Raw genomic sequence first — 17,056 nt, forward strand, 5'->3', positions numbered from 1 at the left:
GCGAGGGGCCGGAAAGGAGCTACGCTCTGTCGCCGACGGGCAAGAAAGTTCTGGGGCAGCCTTCGTCGGCCCACCTCAGAGCACTTGCCAAAGCTGGCCTCGGGTGACGGGCACCCGAAGGATCGCCGGACACCTCCCCCCTCGGTCCGGCGCGGTTGCGTCGCGACGGAGTGACCCCCAGGCTCCGTCGCGACGCAACCACCCCCATCACCCACCCTGTGGCAAGTCCGGGGTTCGGCTGTTCTGTGTCGAGGTTCGTGTCCACTCTGCCGGTGGAATCGCTTGTGGATTTTTTTATAACACGGCTGTGCTAGAAAAGTACAGTGCCCAAACTCGTCGACCACGAGGCCCGTCGCCGGGAACTCGCCCAGGCCGTGTGGCGGGTGGTCCAGCGCGACGGCGTCGAACGCGCCTCGGTGCGCGCGGTGGCCGCCGAGTCCGGCTGGTCGGCAGGCGCGCTCCGGCACTACTTCCCGACCCAGGACGCGTTGCTGCACTTCGCGATGGACCTGGCCGCGGAGAAGTTCACCGAACGGGCCCGCGCCCTCGACGAGCACGGCGTGCCGCCACAGGAGCACTCCGCGCCCTGGCGGGTCCGCAGGCTGCTGACCACGCTGCTGCCGCTGGACGCCGACAGCAAGGTCTCCGCCGAGGTGTGGATGGCCTTCGTCACCAGGGCCAGGGTCGACCCGGTGCTGCGCGCGGCCGGGCGCAAGGGCGACGAGCTGATCGCGGAGTGGCTGCTGGACCGCCTGCGGGACGCCGCAGAGGAGGGCATCCTGCGCACCGGCGCCGACCCGGTGCGCGAGGCGCTGCGGCTGCTCGCGCTCACCGACGGCCTGGCCCTGCACGGCCTGATCACCCCGGAGGCGATGCCGCCGGAACTCATGGTCCAGCTCCTGGAGGACCACCTCCGCGAGGTGTTCCCCGGCCGGGACCTGAGCACGTGAGCGACTGCGTCTTCTGCCGGATCGTGGCTGGTGAACTGCCCGCCAGGGTGCGCGCGAGCAGCCCCGATGCCCTGGCCTTCGACGACATCGCGCCGCAGGCCCCGGTGCACGTGCTGATCGTGCCCAAGGCACACCACCGCGACGTGCCGGGCATGACCGCCGCCGACCCCGGCCTGGCCGCCGAACTGATCGGCCTGGCCGCCGAGGTGGCCGCGGCCACCGGCATCGCCGAACCCGGCTACCGGCTCATCGCCAACACCGGCCCCGGCGGCGGCCAGACCGTCTTCCACGCCCACCTGCACCTGCTCGGCGGCACCCGCCTGAACTGGCCTGGCTAGGCACGACGCCTATTGCGGTGGGGACGCGTCAGGGCCTGGCGTTAGCATCTGAGGCGACAGACCACATCCGTCGTCCAGTCCAGTCGTCAGCAGAAAGCAGGCCCGAGGCCACGTGGCCGGAACCGCACCTGGTGAAGCGACCCAGCCCGGGTCGAAGATCTCCCTGCCCGACACCGCAGTCCTGGCGTTGCTGGGTTCCAGTGATGAGAACCTGCGCCTGCTCGAGGAGTTGCTCACCGCCGACGTGCACGTCCGCGGCAACGAGCTGACCCTGACCGGCGAACCGGCCGACGTCGCCTTCGCCGAACGGGTCTTCGCCGAACTGGTCACCCTGGCGGGCAAGGGCCAGCCGGTCGGCCAGGACGCGGTGCGCCGCACGGTGGCCATGCTCAGCGCGGGCACCGAGGAATCCCCGGCCGAGGTGCTCAGCCTCAACATCATCTCCCGCCGCGGGCGCACCATCCGGCCCAAGACGCTGAACCAGAAGCACTACGTGGACGCCATCGACGCGAACACCGTGGTCTTCGGCATCGGCCCGGCAGGCACCGGCAAGACCTACCTGGCCATGGCCAAGGCCGTACAGGCGTTGCAGGCCAAGCAGGTCAGCCGGATCATCCTGACCAGGCCCGCGGTCGAGGCAGGCGAACGGCTGGGCTACCTGCCAGGCACCCTCTACGACAAGATCGACCCGTACCTGCGGCCGCTCTACGACGCGCTGCACGACATGGTCGACCCGGAGTCCATTCCCCGGCTCACCCAGGCAGGCACCATCGAGGTCGCGCCGCTGGCCTACATGCGCGGCCGCACCCTCAACGACGCCTTCATCATCCTGGACGAGGCGCAGAACACCACGCCCGAGCAGATGAAGATGTTCCTCACCCGGCTCGGCTTCGGCTCCAAGATCGTGGTCACCGGCGACATCACCCAGATCGACCTGCCCGGCGGGCAGCGCAGCGGTCTCAAGGTGGTCAGGGACATCCTCGAAGGCGTGGACGACGTGCACTTCTCCATCCTGACCAGCCAGGACGTCGTCCGGCACCGCCTGGTCGGGGAGATCGTGGACGCCTACGACCGCTGGCAGGTCGTGCAGGACAACGCAGAGAACGGCGCTGCCGGGCAGCGCGCCCACACCCGAAAGGCAAGGCGTTGAGCATCGAGATCGCCAACGAGTCCGGGGTCGGGGTCGAGGAGACCTCGATCGTCGACGCGGCGAGGTTCGCGCTGGATCGCATGGGTGTCAGCCCGCTGGCAGAGCTGTCCGTGCTGCTTGTCGAGCTGGACGTCATGTCCGACCTGCACGAACGCTGGATGGACCTGCCAGGTCCCACCGACGTGATGGCCTTCCCGATGGACGAGCTGGACTCCGCGCGCCGCCCCGACGCGGCCGGGGTCGGGCCCGCGCTGCTCGGCGACATCGTGCTCTGCCCGGCCTTCGCCAAGGACCAGGCCCGCAAGGCCGGGCACAGCCTCACCGACGAACTGCACCTGCTCACCGTGCACGGCGTGCTGCACCTGCTCGGCTACGACCACGCCGAGCCGGAGGAGGAGCGGGAGATGTTCTCCCTGCAGAACCGCATCCTCGCCGACTTCCGCGGCGCCCGCGCCCAGGAACAGCAGCGCGCAGCCGACGACAAGGTGCTCGGCGCGGTCGGCCTGCACGACCCGGAGACCGGCGAGGCCCTCGAACCCGCGGCCGAGCCCGAAGCCGTGGCCGAGGCCGAGGCGCCCGCCGTGGCGGCGGAGCCGGAGCGGCGCGCGGACTCCGACTCCGCGAACTGAGGCGGCCGCGGCGATGTCCGACCCCGTCTCGCTCGTGGTCATCGCGGTCCTGCTGGTGCTCGCCGCCGGACTCTTCGGCGCCGCCGACGCCGCACTCGGCACGGTCTCCAGGGCCAGGGTGGACGCCCTGGTCCGGCAGGGCCGCGCCGGGGCCCGCCAGCTCGCGCTGGTGGTCGCCGACCGGCCCCGGCACATCAACCTGCTGCTGTTGCTGCGGCTGGGCTGCGAACTGGCCGCGACCGTGCTGGTCACCCTGGCCTGCCTGTTCTGGTTCGAGCCGGAATGGCTGGCCGCCCTGGTGGCCATGCTGAGCATGCTGGTGGCCAGCTACGTGCTGGTCGGCGTCGGCCCGCGCACCATCGGCCGCCAGCACCCCTACAGCGTGGGCACCCTGGTCGCCGGACCGGTGCGCGCCCTGGTCTCGGTGCTCGGCCCGCTGGCCAGGCTGCTGATCCTGATCGGCAACGCGATCACCCCCGGCCGCGGCTTCCGCGAAGGCCCGTTCTCCTCCGAGGTCGAACTGCGCGAACTGGTCGACCTGGCCCAGGAACGCGGCGTGGTCGCCGCCGGCGAGCGCGAGATGATCCACTCGGTGTTCGAGCTGCGCGCCACCATCGCCCGCGAGGTCATGGTGCCGCGCACCGAGATCGTCTGGATCGAACAGGACAAGTCGGTCCGGCAGGCGCTCGCGCTGTGCCTGCGCACCGGGTTCTCCCGGATCCCGGTGATCGGGGAGAGCGTGGACGACGTGGTCGGCGTGGTGAACCTCAAGGACCTGGTGCGCTCCTCGGTGGAGGGCGTCGCCGAGGCCGACCGCACGGTCGGGGTGCGCGAGCTGATGCGCCCGGCCAGCTTCGTGCCCGACTCCAAGCGGCTGGCCGAACTGCTCAAGGAGATGCAGCTCTCCCGCAACCACCTGGCCATCGCGGTGGACGAGTATGGCGGCACCGCCGGGCTGCTCAGCATCGAGGACATCATCGAGGAGATCGTCGGCGAGATCACCGACGAGCACGACGCCGACGAACGCCCGCCGATCGAGGTGCTCGGCGACGGCACCCCCGCGGTCCGGGTCTCCTCCCGGCTGCCGGTGGAGGACCTCGGCGAGTACTTCGGCGTGGAACTGGACGCCTCCGAGGTGGAGACGGTCGGCGGCCTGCTCGCCCAGCGGCTGGGCCGGGTCCCGCTGCCCGGCGCGGAGGCCGAGATCGAGGGCCTGCGGCTGCGCGCCGAGGGCGGCAAGGACAACCGCGGCCGGATGCGGATCACCACCGTGCTGGTGACCCCGGCCGCCGCGCTGACCGCGGCCGCCGTGGCCGAGACCGACGGAAAGGACAGCCGTGCCTGAGCTGGACGCTGAAGACACCAAACTCGTCGTGCTGGCCCGCGCCTCCCGCGCCCGCACCGGCGCGGCCGAGGGCGCCGCGGTCCGGGACACCGACGGCCGGACCTACGCCGCCACCACGGTCGCGCTGCCCTCGCTGAAGCTGACCGCGTTGCAGGCCGCGGTGGCCGCCGCGGTGGCCAGCGGGGTGGACGGGCTGGAGGCCGCGGTGGTGGTCACCGCCGCCGAGGGTGCGGACGCGGACTCGCTGGCCGCGGTGCGCGACCTGGCGCCGAAGGCGCCGGTGCACGTGGCCGCGGGCGACGGCGTGGTGCACACCACGCACTGAGCCGTGGACGACGGCGGCGAGCAGCCCGGCGGCGGGAGCTGAAGGATCAGCCGGTCCGGCGGAAGGTGCGGCGGTAGCTGCTGGGCGCGGTGCCGAGCTGGCTGCGCAGGTGCGCGCGCAGTGACGCCGAGGTGCCGAAACCGGCCTGGCCGGCGATCCGGTCCACCGGCAGATCGGTCTCCTCCAGCAGCCGCCTGGCCAGTTCCACCCGCTGCCGCACCAGCCACTGGCCTGGGCTCAGCCCGGTCTCCTCGCGGAAGCGGCGGGTGAAGGTGCGCACGCTCATCCGCGCCCGAACGGCCAGTTCGCGCAGCTCCAGGGGCTGTTCCAGGTTGCCCAGCATCCACTCGCGGACCTCGGTGGTGCCCGAATCCGGCTCCACCGGCAGCGGCCGCTCGATGAACTGGGCCTGCCCGCCGTCCCGCCACGGCGCCACCACGCACCGCCGGGCACTGCGGTTGGCCACCGAACTGCCGTGATCCAGCCGCACCACGTGCAGGCACAGGTCCAGGCCGGCGGCCACCCCGGCCGAGGTCAGCACCTGGCCGTCGTCGACGAAGAGCACCTCCTGGTTCAGCCGCACCTCCGGGAACAGCCGCCGGAACCGGTTCACCCACCACCAGTGCGTTGTCGCCGGCCGACCGTCCAGCAAACCCGCCGCGGCCAGCGCGAACGCCCCGGTGCAGATCGACATCACCCGCTTGCCCGCCGCCACCGCCGCCCGGAACGCCTCGCCGACCCCCTCGGGCAGCACGCCCTCGGTGACGATCGGGCCGTCGTGCACCCCGCAGGCGACAATCGTGTCCGCCCACTCGAACGCCTCCAGGCCGTGCTGCGGGAGCACCTGGTACCCGGCCGTGGCCCACACCGGACCGCCGTCCGGGGTGCACACCCGCACCTCGTAGAGCCGCCTGCCGTCCTCGTCCCGCGCGGTGCCGAAGACCTGCGGCGGCACCCCGAGGTCCACCCCGGCGGCGTGGTCGAAGGTCAGCACGGCGACACGATGCGGACGGGCCATGGCCCGATCCTTGCACAGGATGGCCTTCGGGCCACTCGTGTCCGGACCCGGACTGACCGAGGCTGACTCGGTGACCCAGACCCAGCTCACCCGTCCCCGGCTGCACCGGGCCTGGGTGGTGGCCGCTGTCGCCTTCGTCGCGCTGGTCGGCGCCGCCGGCTTCCGCGCCACCCCCGGCGTGCTGATCAACCCGCTGCAACAGGAGTTCGGCTGGCCACTGGGCACCATCTCGCTGGCCGTCTCGATCAACCTGCTGCTGTTCGGGCTGACCTCGCCCTTCGCCGCCGCGCTGATGGAACGCTTCGGCATCCGCAAGGTGGTGGCCTGCGCGCTGGTGCTGGTCGCCGCGGGCAGCGGGCTCACCGTGTTCATGACCGCCTCCTGGCAGCTGGTGCTGCTGTGGGGCGTCTTCGTCGGGCTGGGCACCGGATCGATGGCACTGGCCTTCGTCGCCACCGTCACCACCCGCTGGTTCGTCAAGCACCGCGGCATCGTCACCGGCGTGCTCACCGCGGGCAGCGCCGCCGGTCAGCTGGTGTTCCTGCCGGTGCAGGCGCTGCTGGTGGAGTCCTACGGCTGGCGCTGGGCCTCGCTCGTGGTGGCCTTGGGCGCGCTCGCGGTGGCCCCGCTGGTGCTGTGGCTGCTGCGCGACCACCCGGCCGAGGTCGGCCTCACCGCCTACGGCGCCACCGGCGAACCCCAGGCCCCGGCCCGGCCTGCCGGCGGCGCGGCCCGGCGGGCACTCACCGCGCTGGCCGCCGCCTCCCGGGTCAAGACGTTCTGGTTCCTGGTCGTCGGCTTCGCCATCTGCGGGATGAGCACCAACGGCCTGGTCGGCACGCACTTCATCCCGGCCGCGCACGACCACGGCATGCCGACCACCACCGCCGCCGGACTGCTCGCCCTGGTCGGCATCTTCGACATCGTGGGCACCGTCTTCTCCGGCTGGCTCACCGACCGGGTCGACTCCCGGCTGCTGCTGGGCGCCTACTACCTGCTGCGCGGGGTGTCCCTGTTCGTGCTGCCCAGCCTGTTCGACGCCAGCGCCGGGCCCAGCATGCTGGTCTTCATCATCTTCTACGGCCTGGACTGGGTGGCCACCGTGCCGCCGACGGTCGCGCTCTGCCGGGAGCACTTCGGCGCCGACGGACCGGTCGTGTTCGGCTGGGTCTTCGCCTCGCACCAGATCGGCGCGGCCATCGCGGCCACCGGCGCCGGCCTGCTGCGCGAGCACCTTGGCACCTACACCGCCTCCTGGTACCTGGCCGCCGGACTCTGCATGATCGCCGCGGTCTGCTCCATGATGATCGCCACCTCACGCGTTCAGCGCTCGGCCCCGGCCCCGGTCGCCCCGTAGCGTGGACGCCTGTGCGTCTGACCGTGTGCCGTGACTGCTGCTGCGGGACCACCCGCAAGCACCCCGAGATCGACCACGATCTCCAGCTGAGGCGACTGCGCGAGATCGCCGCGGCGCACGGGGCCAGGGTGACCGTCTCGGACTGCCTGGACGTGTGCGCCCAGTCCAACGTGGTCGTGGTGCAACGCCCAGGCGGCGGCAAACCGGTCTGGCTGGGCCTGATCCTGGGCGAGGCGGTGCTCGGCGACCTGGACCGCTGGCTGGCCGCGGGCGGACCCGGCCGGGCGCCGCTGCCGGACACCCTGGAACTGCACCGGATCAGCCCGCCGGTCCGGGAAGGATCCCGGTAGACCCGGGCTACAACACGGCGCATGCCGAAGTTTCTGCTGATCGCCGCGGTCGTGGTGGTGGTCCAGGCCCTGCTCAACCTCGGGCTCAACGGGTTCGCGCTGGTCCTGCTCGTCCAGCAGGCCAGGCCGGTGAACCAGCAGGGCGTGCTCCTGGTGGCCTCGATGCTGATCATGGCGCTGCTGCTGGTGTGCGCCCTGCGGTTCCACCGGCGCGAGCCGTGGGTGCGGCACACCACGCTGGCAGTGGAGTGGATCGTGGTCGCCGGCGCCCTGCTCAACCTGGCCGGCGGACTCCTCCTCGGCCGGTTCACCCCGCAGGCGCTGGTCCCGTTCGTCTTCGCCGCGCTGGTGCTGCGGGCCCTGCTCAAGGCGGAGGCCAGGGAGTGGTTCGCCGGGGAGCTGCGAGAATGGACGGGTGACCAGCGTCAGTGACACCCACCGCTCCGGCTTCGCCTGCTTCGTCGGCAGGCCCAACGCCGGCAAGTCCACCCTCACCAACGCACTGGTCGGCACCAAGGTCGCCATCACCTCCAGCCGCCCGCAGACCACCCGGCACACCATCCGCGGTGTGGTGCACCGGCCGGACGCGCAGCTGGTCATCGTGGACACCCCCGGCCTGCACCGCCCGCGCACCCTGCTCGGCCAGCGGCTCAACGACCTGGTCAGGGAGACCTGGTCGGAGGTCGACGTGGTCGGGCTGTGCGTGCCTGCCGACCAGCCGGTCGGGCCGGGCGACAAGTTCATCGCCGCCGAGCTGAAGAAGATCGCCAAGAGCACCCCGGTGATCGGCATCATCACCAAGACCGACCTGGTCAGCCAGGACGTGGTCGGTCAGCAGCTGCTCGCGCTGCAGGAGATCATGGAGTTCACCGAGCTGATCCCGGTCTCCGCGGTGGACGGCTTCCAGGTCGAGACGCTGACCCAGCTGCTGGTGGACCGCCTGCCGCGCGGCCCGCAGCTCTACCCCGACGGCGAGCTGACCGACGAGCCGGAGGCCACCCTGGTCGCCGAGCTGATCAGGGAGGCCGCGCTGGAGGGCGTGCGGGACGAGCTGCCGCACTCGATCGCGGTCACCGTCGAGGAGATGGTGCCGCACCCGGGCCGCACCGACATGATCGACGTGCACGCCGTGGTCTACCTGGAGCGGGACAGCCAGAAGGGGATCATGATCGGGCACAAGGGGGCCCGGTTGAAGCAGGTCGGCTCGACCGCGCGCAAGCACATCGAGAGCCTGCTCGGCACCAAGGTCTACCTGGACCTGCACGTCAAGATCGCCAAGGACTGGCAGCGGGACCCCAAGCAGCTCCGCCGCCTGGGATTCTGAGCTTGACACCCGGGCATGGGACGATGACCGGGTGAGTCTCTACCGCGACACCGGCGTGGTGCTGCGGGTGCAGAAGCTGGGCGAGGCGGACCGCATCGTCACGCTGCTGTCCCGCCGGCACGGCAAGGTGCGCGCGGTTGCCAAGGGCGTGCGCCGGATGACCTCCCGCTTCGGCGCCAGGGTGGAGCCGTTCTGCCACATCGACGTGCAGCTCTACACCGGCCGCACGCTGGATGTGATCACCCAGGTGCAGACCCTGGACGCCTTCGGCGCGCCGATCGTCGGGGACTACCCGCGCTACACCGCCGGCTGCGCGGTGCTGGAGACCGCCGACCGGCTCACCGCCGAGGAGAACGCGCCGGCGCTGCGGCTGTATATGCTGGTGGTGGGCGCGTTACGGGCACTGGCCGACAACAGCCGGGACGCGCCGCTGGTGCTGGACGCCTTCCTGTTGCGGGCCATGGGGTACGCCGGGTGGGCGCCCGCGCTCAGCGAGTGCGCGCGCTGCGGGGTGCCGGGTCCGCACCAGTCCTTCAGCGTGCAGGCCGGGGGCGCGGTGTGCCACCGCTGCCGCCCACCGGGGTCGACCAAACCGACCCAGGAGACCATCGGCCTGCTGGAGGCGCTGCTGCACGGCGACTGGCCGGTCGCCGAGCAGGCCGGCCACTCCGCGCGACGGGAGGGCAGCGGCCTGGTGGCCGCGCACCTCCAGTGGCATCTGGAGCGCCAGCTGCGTTCGCTACCGTTGGTGGAACGGAAGCGCTCGGCCGTGGTGCCCGAGCCACAGATCTAGTTGTTCTCACGATGAGGAGGAAGCCGACGATGCTGCGACGGCGGGTTGGACGCGCCGATACGAGCGTCCGGCCACCGGATCCGCATCCCTCCGGCGCGCGCCCGCCGGCGATCCCGGCTGACCTGGTGCCCAAGCACATCGCCGTGGTGATGGACGGCAACGGCCGCTGGGCCAAGGAACGCGGGCTGCCGCGCACCGAGGGGCACAAGCGCGGCGAGGCGGTCGTGGTCGAGGTGGTCAAGGGCGCGATCGAGCTGGGTGTGAAATGGATCTCGCTGTACACCTTCTCCACCGAGAACTGGAAGCGCACCCCGGATGAGGTGCGGTTCCTGATGGGCTTCAGCCGGGACGTGATCCGCGACCGCACCGACGAGCTGGACGAGCTGGGCGTGCGCATCCGCTGGGCGGGCCGTCGCCCCAAGCTGTGGCGCAGCGTGATCAAGGAGCTGGAGGTCGCGCAGGAGCGCACCAAGGACAACTCCGTGATCAACCTGGCCATGTGCCTGAACTACGGCGGCCGCGCCGAGGTCGGCGACGCCGCCCGCGAGATCGCCCGCCTGGTCGCCGCCGGCAAGATCAACCCGGACAAGGTCGACGAGAAGATGCTGTCCCGGCACATGTACCAGCCGGAGATGCCCGACGTGGACCTGTTCATCCGCCCCAGCGGCGAGATGCGCACCAGCAACTTCCTGCTCTGGCAGTCCGCCTACGCCGAACTGGTCTTCCAGGACATCCTGTGGCCGGACTTCGACCGCAGGGACCTGTGGCGGGCCTGCGAGCAGTTCGCCATGCGCGACCGCCGATACGGAGGGGCACTGCCCAACCCCGTCTCGGCAAAACCCGAGGAGTTCTCCCTGGAACACATCGACCCCATCCAGGCCGTGGGCATCGAACCCGTGACCGGAGGCACCCGGTGACCGAAGCGCTGACCACCGCGACCCTGCTGACCGCGGCCAGGGAAGCCCTGGAGATGTTCCACGACGTGCACGTCGACGACGACGGCGCGCTGACCTTCCGCCACGGCGAGGTCCCCTGCGCCGTACAGGCCATGCAACTCTCCGAGGGCCTGACCGTCCTGAGCCTGACCTGCGTGGTCGCCTGGGACCTCCCCGACGACGAGAAACTGGCCGCCTCAGCAGCCGAACGAGCAGGCCAAGGCCTCTTCGGCACCCTGGGCGTGATCCGCACCGGCACCGGCATGGACGTAACCCTCCGCTACGCCTTCCCCGCCGAAGGCATGGGCGCCGCCCCCCTGAGCACCCTGCTCATGCTGGTCGTCTCCACAGCCTCCCAACTCCGCACCGAGTTGCTGGACGCAGCAGCCCAAACCAACCCCTAACCCCCACCCCACAACGGCCAACACGCACAAAGGCTCACCCAGCTCCCCGCGTGTTGGCCGTTGTCGTACCGCGTGTTGGCCGTTCTTGTACGCCGTGTTGGCCGTTGTGGGACGGGTCGTTGGCCGTTGTCGTACGGCCGCAGGCCGGGGGTTGGGGTTTGGGGTTGGGGTGAAAACCCCACGACGAGGGTTCTCGTGTGTTCTCCGTACGGCCTGGAGCTTGCTGACCGCGCCTCGCCGAGTGGCCCCTGCAACCTGCCGCCGCCCTAGCCTCCCAACGTGACGGGGGCCGCTCGGTGAGGTGTGGTTGGCTTGCGGAAGGCCGTGCGGAGAACACACGAGCCCTCGGAGCCACGCTGGTTCAGGCCCCGGCAGCACAAACCCAGCCCCGCAACCTGCTCATCCCGGTTCTTGATCTGCCCTCCCCCCTCCGGTGGTCTGCCCGGCCGGCGAGGCCATCTTTTCCGCTCTTGATCTTTGCGCTTGTGGCCTCTGTTGCTGAGGTACTCGAACGAAAATCAAGATCAAGATCGTCCTCGCCGGACGGGCAGGAATCAAAGGATGGGGGGGAAATTCAAAGACAAGGGCAAGAGCAAAGAGCAGTGCTCGTACGGTTCCCCCATCCCCGTCAGCCTTCCGATACCAAACCACATCCCGGGCAAGCGGCCCGTTGCGGTTGAGAGGCTAGGGCGGCGGCAGGTTGCAGGCCGCTTGCCCGGGATGTGGTGTGTCCTCTCCAGGCTGACGGGGATGGGGGAACCGCTCGGGGAGTGTTGAAAAGCCACCCCAGCCACCTGTTCGGGCTCCGCCCGCACGCGATCGCCCAAGGCGTTGAAGAACATCCCGCGTGTTGGCCGTTGTGGTCAGCTCAAGTCGAGTTCGCCGAACTCCGTGATCCACCGGTGGTCGCCATCCGGTCCATGTGCCTCACCCGGACGTCGAACACCGACCGCCTGCCAACCCGCCTCGACCGCCGCGTCCAGTTCCGCGGTCACGTCGGACAGGAACAACGTGGCCCCCGCCGGCACACCCAGCGCCTCACTGATCCGCCGATACGAAGCGGCCTCCCGCTTGGGCCCCGCCGTGGTCAGATCGAAGTGCCCACTGAGCTGGCCGGACAGATCACCATGGTCGCTGTGGCGGAACCAGTCCCGCTGGGCGGCCACCGACCCGGACGAGTAGATATGCAGCCCCAGACCCGCGGCCTGCCAGCTCTTCAACGCCACCGGCACGTCCGAATAGACCTGTCCGCGCAGTTCACCGGCCTGGAAGCCGCTGTGCCAGATCAGGCCCTGGAGTTGCTTGAGCGGACGGGCCTTCACGTCCTGGTCGATCCAGCCCACCAACGCCGCCACCACCTCGGCCTCCGACGCCCCTGGCTGGCCGAGTTCCGCGCGCACGCCCTCGACGACCTCGGTCGCCTCGGGTGTGCCGCGGTGCCCGGACAGCCAGTCGGCCACCCGGGCGCGGGCGTACGGGAAGAGCTGGTCGTGCACGGCGGACAGTGGACTCGTGGTGCCCTCGATGTCCAGGACCACCGCCTGTGGCCTGCTCACGCGGGGTCCGCCACCAACTCGTCCAGGCGGGGGAAGTTGGCGGCGATGGGGTCGCCGGTGAAGTCGCCAACCCAGCCGTCCTCCTCCTCGAAGAAGCGGATGGCGACGAAGTCGGGGGTGGGGCCCATGTCGAACCAGTGTGTGGTCCCGGCCGGCACCGACAACAGGTCGCCCGCCTCGCACACCACCGCGTAGACCCGCTCGTTGAGGTGCAGGTAGAAGCAGCCCTGGCCGGCGACGAAGAAGCGGACCTCGTTCTCGGCGTGGCGGTGTTCGTCCAGGAAGGTGCCGCGGGCCTTGGCCGCGCGGGCGGGATAGGTCTCGTCCTCCGGGTCGGGGCGCAGTGCGGCCACGTCGACCAGGCGGAACCCGCCCTTGGCCTTGAGGTCCTCGACCTCGGTGGCGTAGGCGGCCAGCACGGTGTCCTGGTCGGCCTTGGCCGGCAGGTCCCTGGTCGCCCAGTTCTCGTACTCCACCCCCAGCTCGGCCAGGGTGGCCGCGATCTTCTCGCTGTCCCTGGTGCGCAACTCGACGGTGGTGGGCTCGCTTTCCGGCATGACCTGCAGGAGCGTCATGAGAACGCACGTCCTTTCAACAACAGCGACAACTGGCAGATGGACTCCACGCATTCCATCCGGTTGCGGGCCTGCGCGTAGTCCGCACCCCAGGTGGTGAGCCCATGATGTTCGATCAGCAGCACCGGCGGCGCGTCCGGGTGCTCGATCAGGTACCGCTCCACCTCGGCGGCGATCCGCGGCACGTCGGCGTGGTTGGGGAATACCGGGATCGAGGTCGCGCTGGGATCGCGCAATCCCAGGCCCTTCAACAGCTCGAAGTCTCGGAAGTCCACTGTGGACAGTTCAGCGCGGTTGCCTGCCCGGGTGGCGACCGCGGTGGCGTAGGGGGAGTGGGTGTGCACCACGGCCTCGGCCTTGGTGGCCCGGTAGATCGCGGTGTGGATGGTCGTCTCGGCCGAAGGCCTCGGCGCCTCGGGCCGCACCGCGGCGGAGGTATCCACCGAGACCAGCACCGTGTCCGACTCGGTCAGCGCGCCCTTGTCCCGCCCGCTGGCGGTGATCAGCGCCGTGTCCGCGCTCAGCCGCACCGAGATGTTGCCCGAGGTGCCGGGCAGCCAGCCCCGCTGGTACAGCTCCCGCGCGGCCGCGGCCAGCACCGCCCCGGGACTCATCCGGACACCTCGGCGAGCGCGACCACCTTGTGCGGGGCCAGCTTCTCCGCATCCCCGGACCCGGACTCCACCAGCAGCACGCCGAACCCGGCCACCGTGCCGCCACTGCCCCACACCAGTTCGGCGGCATCGCCGAGCCGGTCGCCGAGCACCTCGTCCACCACCAGCACCCTGGTGCCCGGCGCGACCGGGTTGCCCGGCAGCACCAGCGGCACCTCGGCGTGCCTGGCCAGCGCCGCGCCCAGCAGCAAACCACCGGAGGCCAGCCCCAGCACCGCGTCGAAGGACCCGCGGAACTCCTCGGCCAGCGCGCCCGCGGTCGCCCCGAACAACGCCGGGTCGGTGTACACCCCGGAAAGGTCCAGGCCCTCGCCGAGCGCCTCGGTGATCCGCCGGGCCAGCTCGGCGCCGTGGTTGGGCCGCCACACCCGCCGCTCGGTGACCACCGCGCTGACCAGTTCGGCCGGGGTCACGTCGAAGGCCGGGTTGAACACGGCCACCCCGGCCGGGGCCACCGGAGTGCCACCGAAGGAGGTGACCTCCGCCGCGGCCCGCTCCTCGACCACGATCTCCGAGCCGTGCGCCAGCGTGTTGTCCACGGTGGACTCCGGCGCGACCACGATGAACGGGATCCGGTGCCGGGCCGCGGAGACCGCCAGCCCATAGGTGCCGATCTTGTTGGCCACATCGCCGCGGGCGGTGATCCGGTCCGCGCCGACCAGCACCACGTCCACCTGACCCAGCGACATCGCCGCCGCGGCCGCCGAGTCCACCAGCAACCGGTGCGGGATGCCCTGCTCGGCCAGTTCCCACGCGGTCAGCCGGGCGCCCTGCAGCAGCGGGCGGGTCTCGTCGACCAGCACCTCCTCGATCAGGCCGCGCCCGGCCAGATCGCTGATCGTGCCCAGCGCGGTGCCCCAGGCCGCGGTGGCCAGCCTGCCGGTGTTGCAGTGCGTGAGCACCCGCAGCGGCCGGTCCGGGGTCAGCGAGAGCACCAGGCCCGCGGCCAGCCGGGCTGCGGTGCGGTTGGTCGCCTCGTCCTCGGCCAGCATCATCGACGCCTCGGCCAGCACCGCCGGCGCGCCCTGATCGAGCCTGCCCAGCGCCCGCCGCACCCCCCAGGCCAGGTTCACCGCGGTCGGCCGGGCCTTGGCCAGCCGCTCCGCGTCCGCGCGCACCACCGCCGGGTCGGCGTGCAGGTGCGCGGACAGCGCCACCCCGAACGCCCCGGCCAGGCCGATCGCGGGCGCCCCGCGCACGGCCAGCGTGGTGATCGCCTCGATCACCTCCTCGACCGTGGCCAGCCGCAACCACCGCAGCTCGTGCGGCAGCACCCGCTGGTCGATGGCCACGACCACGCCGTCGTCCCAGCCGAGTGTGTAGGTCATCCGCCACCCCAATCGATACGCCGTGGTCCGGCTCGACCCCCCCACGGTATTCATCCGCGCCAGCCCCCAGGGAGCCCGTCCCAGCACCTGGGCCCCGATGGGCGCAACCCGGTAGCCCGGATGGCTGCCTCTCGGCAACGGTTATCAATTCGCCCAATCGCATGGCAGCATGACTCCCGTGAGCACCGTTGCGACCGAGACGGCCGAGCCCACCGGGCACAAGCCACGGGGCCGGGGCATCACCTCGCTGGAAATCCTCTGCGGGGTCCTGCTGCTGGCCATCGTGTTCCAAGGGCAGATCGCCTCCCTGCTGACCGACGAGCGGATCCGCACCGCCTCCACGGTGTTCATCTCCGTCTGCATCCAGGCCATGCCGTTCCTGGTGCTGGGGGTGCTGATCAGCGGCGCGATCGCGGCCTTCGTCTCCCCGGAGCGGCTGCGCAAGCTGCTGCCCGGCAACCAGGCCCTCGCGGTGCCGGTGGCCGGGCTGGCCGGGGTGGCACTGCCCGGCTGCGAGTGCAGCGCGGTGCCGGTCTCGGGCAGGCTCATGCAGCAGGGCGTGCGGCCCGCGGTCGCGCTGACCTTCCTGCTGGCCGCGCCCGCGGTGAACCCGATCGTGCTCGGCTCCACCGCCGTGGCCTTCCAGGGCGAGCCGCTGATGGTGGTGGCCCGCTTCGTCGGCTCGCTGGCCACCGCGCTGGTCATGGGCTGGCTGTGGGTGCGCATCGGCAAGACCGAGTGGATCGCCGAACGCGCGCTGCGCCGCTACGAACGCCCGGCCGGGACCTCCCGCTGGGGCGTCTTCGCCGAGACCGCCCGGCACGACCTGGTCGAGGCAGGCGGGTTCCTGGTCATCGGCGGCATCATCGCCGCGGTGCTCAAGGTCACCGCGTCCGACTTCTTCAGCTCGCTCTCCGGCCAGATCGTGCTCGGCGTGCTGGTCATGGCGGTGGCCGCGGTGGTCATGGCGCTGTGCAGCGAGGCCGACGCGCTGGTCGCGGCCAGCATGTCCGCGCTGCCGCTGCTGCCCCGGCTGGTGTTCCTGGTGGTCGGACCCGCGGTCGACGTCAAGCTGATCGCGCTGCAGGCCGGTACCTTCGGCCGCAAGTTCGTCGTGCGGTTCGCGCCGCTGACCTTCCTGGTGGCGATCCTGTGCGGGGTCGGCGCCTTCCTGCTCGTCTTCGGTGAGGTGCGCTGATGCGACGCGAGACGCAGAACGTCCTGCTGGTGCTGCTCGGCGGCGCCCTGCTGAAGATCGCGCTCAACGGCCAGTACCTGCGCTACGTCAAACCCTCGTTCCTGCCGTTCCTGATCGCCGCCGCGGTGGTCATGCTGGGCCTGGCCTTCGTGGCCATCACCCAGGACATCATCCGCATGCGGCACAAGGACAAGCCGGTCCCGGTCCCGGTCTGCGCCGAGGGCGCCCAGCCCGCCGCGGCCGAGTCCGGGCACGAGCATGACCACGGGCACGAGCACGGCAGATCACGCAGCCCCTGGTTCCTGCTGCTGCCGGTGCTGACCATCTTCCTGATCGCCCCGCCCGCACTCGGCGCGGCCTCGGTCAACCCGAACGACACCCGCACCGTCACCGAACCCAGCAAACGCAACGGCAGCGCCAACTTCGAGCCCCTGCCCGCCGGTCCGGTGATCCCGATGAAGATGACCGACTTCCTGACCAGGGTGGTGTGGGACGACTCGGGCACGCTCAACGGGCGCGAGGTCCGGCTCACCGGGTTCATGTACCGGGACAAGGGCGTGAGCTACCTGACCCGGATGGTGATCGGCTGCTGCGCGGCCGACGCCCAGCCGATGAAGGTCCGCCTGGACGGCCCGCGCGCCGGCGAGGTCAAGGAGATCCCGATGGACTCCTGGCTGGAGCTGACCGGCAAAGTGCAACCCGGCACGGCCACCGAGGCCAACGCCTACACCCCCGCTTTCGACGTGAGCGAGATCAAGCCGATCCCCGCTCCCGCCGAACAGTACGAATCCTGACCTGAAAGGACCC

General features: G+C 71.1%; 19 protein-coding genes and 1 pseudogene. 15 read left to right on the forward strand and 5 right to left on the reverse strand.

The genetic code is table 11. From position 1 onward, the window contains the following. The first annotated feature begins 323 nt into the window (after positions 1 to 323). The 6 genes from HNR67_RS12690 to HNR67_RS12715 all read left to right on the forward strand — a co-directional run bounded on the left by HNR67_RS12690 (position 324) and on the right by HNR67_RS12715 (position 4,737). A complete protein-coding gene (locus tag HNR67_RS12690) occupies positions 324 to 950 on the forward strand; it encodes a TetR/AcrR family transcriptional regulator (protein ID WP_185002230.1) in 627 nt (208 codons plus the stop codon). Beyond that, complete coding sequence (locus HNR67_RS12695) at positions 947 to 1,288, forward strand: histidine triad nucleotide-binding protein (protein ID WP_185002231.1); 342 nt, start codon at positions 947 to 949, stop codon at positions 1,286 to 1,288. Before HNR67_RS12690 ends, HNR67_RS12695 begins: the two co-directional genes overlap by 4 nt. Before the next feature lie 112 nt (positions 1,289 to 1,400). Beyond that, on the forward strand, positions 1,401 to 2,438 hold the full coding sequence (locus tag HNR67_RS12700; RefSeq protein ID WP_185002232.1) for a PhoH family protein: 1,038 nt from the start codon (positions 1,401 to 1,403) through the stop codon (positions 2,436 to 2,438). Beyond that, positions 2,435 to 3,067: an rRNA maturation RNase YbeY gene (ybeY, locus tag HNR67_RS12705; protein ID WP_185002233.1), complete on the forward strand. Its 633-nt coding sequence runs from the start codon at positions 2,435 to 2,437 to the stop codon at positions 3,065 to 3,067. The genes HNR67_RS12700 and ybeY overlap by 4 nt, the downstream gene beginning before the upstream one ends. Before the next feature lie 13 nt (positions 3,068 to 3,080). Continuing rightward, positions 3,081 to 4,412 (forward strand): hemolysin family protein, encoded by a 1,332-nt coding sequence (locus HNR67_RS12710; protein ID WP_185002234.1) that lies wholly within the window; start codon positions 3,081 to 3,083, stop codon positions 4,410 to 4,412. Beyond that, entirely contained in the window at positions 4,405 to 4,737 is a 333-nt protein-coding gene (locus HNR67_RS12715) for a cytidine deaminase (protein WP_185002235.1), read from the forward strand. The genes HNR67_RS12710 and HNR67_RS12715 overlap by 8 nt, the downstream gene beginning before the upstream one ends. 46 nt (positions 4,738 to 4,783) lie before the next feature. On the opposite strand, the gene HNR67_RS12720 is transcribed toward HNR67_RS12715, so the two are convergent. After that, the gene (locus tag HNR67_RS12720; RefSeq protein WP_185002236.1) at positions 4,784 to 5,755 is read right to left on the reverse strand and encodes a GlxA family transcriptional regulator; all 972 of its coding nucleotides are present in this window, start codon (positions 5,753 to 5,755) and stop codon (positions 4,784 to 4,786) included. 19 nt (positions 5,756 to 5,774) lie between these two features. Between HNR67_RS12720 and HNR67_RS12725 the strand changes: the two genes are divergently transcribed. Genes HNR67_RS12725 through HNR67_RS12755 form a run of 7 tightly spaced genes read left to right on the forward strand, consistent with a single transcriptional unit; the run spans position 5,775 to position 10,918 of the window. Further along, positions 5,775 to 7,112: an MFS transporter gene (locus tag HNR67_RS12725; protein WP_185002237.1), complete on the forward strand. Its 1,338-nt coding sequence runs from the start codon at positions 5,775 to 5,777 to the stop codon at positions 7,110 to 7,112. A gap of 11 nt (positions 7,113 to 7,123) precedes the next feature. Continuing rightward, positions 7,124 to 7,462: a (2Fe-2S) ferredoxin domain-containing protein gene (locus HNR67_RS12730; protein WP_312987120.1), complete on the forward strand. Its 339-nt coding sequence runs from the start codon at positions 7,124 to 7,126 to the stop codon at positions 7,460 to 7,462. A gap of 21 nt (positions 7,463 to 7,483) precedes the next feature. Beyond that, positions 7,484 to 7,894: a hypothetical protein gene (locus HNR67_RS12735; protein WP_185002238.1), complete on the forward strand. Its 411-nt coding sequence runs from the start codon at positions 7,484 to 7,486 to the stop codon at positions 7,892 to 7,894. After that, positions 7,878 to 8,786: a GTPase Era gene (era, locus tag HNR67_RS12740; RefSeq protein WP_185002239.1), complete on the forward strand. Its 909-nt coding sequence runs from the start codon at positions 7,878 to 7,880 to the stop codon at positions 8,784 to 8,786. The genes HNR67_RS12735 and era overlap by 17 nt, the downstream gene beginning before the upstream one ends. Before the next feature lie 31 nt (positions 8,787 to 8,817). After that, the gene (gene recO / locus HNR67_RS12745) at positions 8,818 to 9,579 is read left to right on the forward strand and encodes a DNA repair protein RecO (RefSeq protein WP_185002240.1); all 762 of its coding nucleotides are present in this window, start codon (positions 8,818 to 8,820) and stop codon (positions 9,577 to 9,579) included. A gap of 29 nt (positions 9,580 to 9,608) precedes the next feature. Beyond that, positions 9,609 to 10,496 carry an isoprenyl transferase gene (locus HNR67_RS12750; RefSeq protein ID WP_185002241.1) on the forward strand — a complete coding sequence of 296 codons (888 nt, stop codon included), beginning with the start codon at positions 9,609 to 9,611 and terminating at the stop codon, positions 10,494 to 10,496. Further along, a complete protein-coding gene (locus HNR67_RS12755; protein WP_312987121.1) occupies positions 10,493 to 10,918 on the forward strand; it encodes a YbjN domain-containing protein in 426 nt (141 codons plus the stop codon). Before HNR67_RS12750 ends, HNR67_RS12755 begins: the two co-directional genes overlap by 4 nt. Positions 10,919 to 11,781: 863 nt before the next feature. Here the strand turns inward: HNR67_RS12755 and mtnC are convergent. The 4 genes and pseudogenes from mtnC to mtnA all read right to left on the reverse strand — a co-directional run. Further along, positions 11,782 to 12,474 carry an acireductone synthase gene (gene mtnC / locus HNR67_RS12760; RefSeq protein WP_185002242.1) on the reverse strand — a complete coding sequence of 231 codons (693 nt, stop codon included), beginning with the start codon at positions 12,472 to 12,474 and terminating at the stop codon, positions 11,782 to 11,784. Continuing rightward, positions 12,471 to 13,049: a 1,2-dihydroxy-3-keto-5-methylthiopentene dioxygenase gene (locus HNR67_RS12765; protein ID WP_185002243.1), complete on the reverse strand. Its 579-nt coding sequence runs from the start codon at positions 13,047 to 13,049 to the stop codon at positions 12,471 to 12,473. The genes mtnC and HNR67_RS12765 overlap by 4 nt, the downstream gene beginning before the upstream one ends. Beyond that, positions 13,046 to 13,663, reverse strand: coding sequence for a methylthioribulose 1-phosphate dehydratase (mtnB, locus tag HNR67_RS12770; protein WP_185002244.1), 618 nt, complete (start codon positions 13,661 to 13,663; stop codon positions 13,046 to 13,048). Before mtnB ends, HNR67_RS12765 begins: the two co-directional genes overlap by 4 nt. Positions 13,664 to 14,055: 392 nt before the next feature. Beyond that, positions 14,056 to 15,051: pseudogene (gene mtnA / locus HNR67_RS12775) on the reverse strand (S-methyl-5-thioribose-1-phosphate isomerase); the annotation flags it as partial. Between the two features lie 169 nt (positions 15,052 to 15,220). Between mtnA and HNR67_RS12780 the strand changes: the two are divergent. Both HNR67_RS12780 and HNR67_RS12785 read left to right on the forward strand, forming a co-directional pair. Further along, positions 15,221 to 16,249 carry a permease gene (locus tag HNR67_RS12780; protein WP_185002246.1) on the forward strand — a complete coding sequence of 343 codons (1,029 nt, stop codon included), beginning with the start codon at positions 15,221 to 15,223 and terminating at the stop codon, positions 16,247 to 16,249. Continuing rightward, positions 16,249 to 17,043: a TIGR03943 family putative permease subunit gene (locus HNR67_RS12785; protein WP_185002247.1), complete on the forward strand. Its 795-nt coding sequence runs from the start codon at positions 16,249 to 16,251 to the stop codon at positions 17,041 to 17,043. Before HNR67_RS12780 ends, HNR67_RS12785 begins: the two co-directional genes overlap by 1 nt. The last annotated feature ends 13 nt before the right edge of the window (positions 17,044 to 17,056 follow it).

The sequence above is a fragment of the Crossiella cryophila genome, assembly GCF_014204915.1.
Lineage (GTDB): Bacteria > Actinomycetota > Actinomycetes > Mycobacteriales > Pseudonocardiaceae > Crossiella > Crossiella cryophila.

What these genes read in the sequence shown, in the direction of transcription:
- HNR67_RS12710 (WP_185002234.1), top strand. Translation starts at nt 3,081, where the DNA reads ATGTCCGACCCCGTCTCGCTCGTGGTCATCGCGGTCCTGCTGGTGCTC.
- HNR67_RS12720 (WP_185002236.1), bottom strand. Translation starts at nt 5,755, where the DNA reads ATGGCCCGTCCGCATCGTGTCGCCGTGCTGACCTTCGACCACGCCGCC.
- HNR67_RS12725 (WP_185002237.1), top strand. Translation starts at nt 5,775, where the DNA reads ATGGCCTTCGGGCCACTCGTGTCCGGACCCGGACTGACCGAGGCTGAC.
- HNR67_RS12735 (WP_185002238.1), top strand. Translation starts at nt 7,484, where the DNA reads ATGCCGAAGTTTCTGCTGATCGCCGCGGTCGTGGTGGTGGTCCAGGCC.
- HNR67_RS12750 (WP_185002241.1), top strand. Translation starts at nt 9,609, where the DNA reads ATGCTGCGACGGCGGGTTGGACGCGCCGATACGAGCGTCCGGCCACCG.
- HNR67_RS12765 (WP_185002243.1), bottom strand. Translation starts at nt 13,049, where the DNA reads ATGACGCTCCTGCAGGTCATGCCGGAAAGCGAGCCCACCACCGTCGAG.
- mtnB (WP_185002244.1), bottom strand. Translation starts at nt 13,663, where the DNA reads ATGAGTCCCGGGGCGGTGCTGGCCGCGGCCGCGCGGGAGCTGTACCAG.
- HNR67_RS12780 (WP_185002246.1), top strand. Translation starts at nt 15,221, where the DNA reads ATGACTCCCGTGAGCACCGTTGCGACCGAGACGGCCGAGCCCACCGGG.
- HNR67_RS12785 (WP_185002247.1), top strand. Translation starts at nt 16,249, where the DNA reads ATGCGACGCGAGACGCAGAACGTCCTGCTGGTGCTGCTCGGCGGCGCC.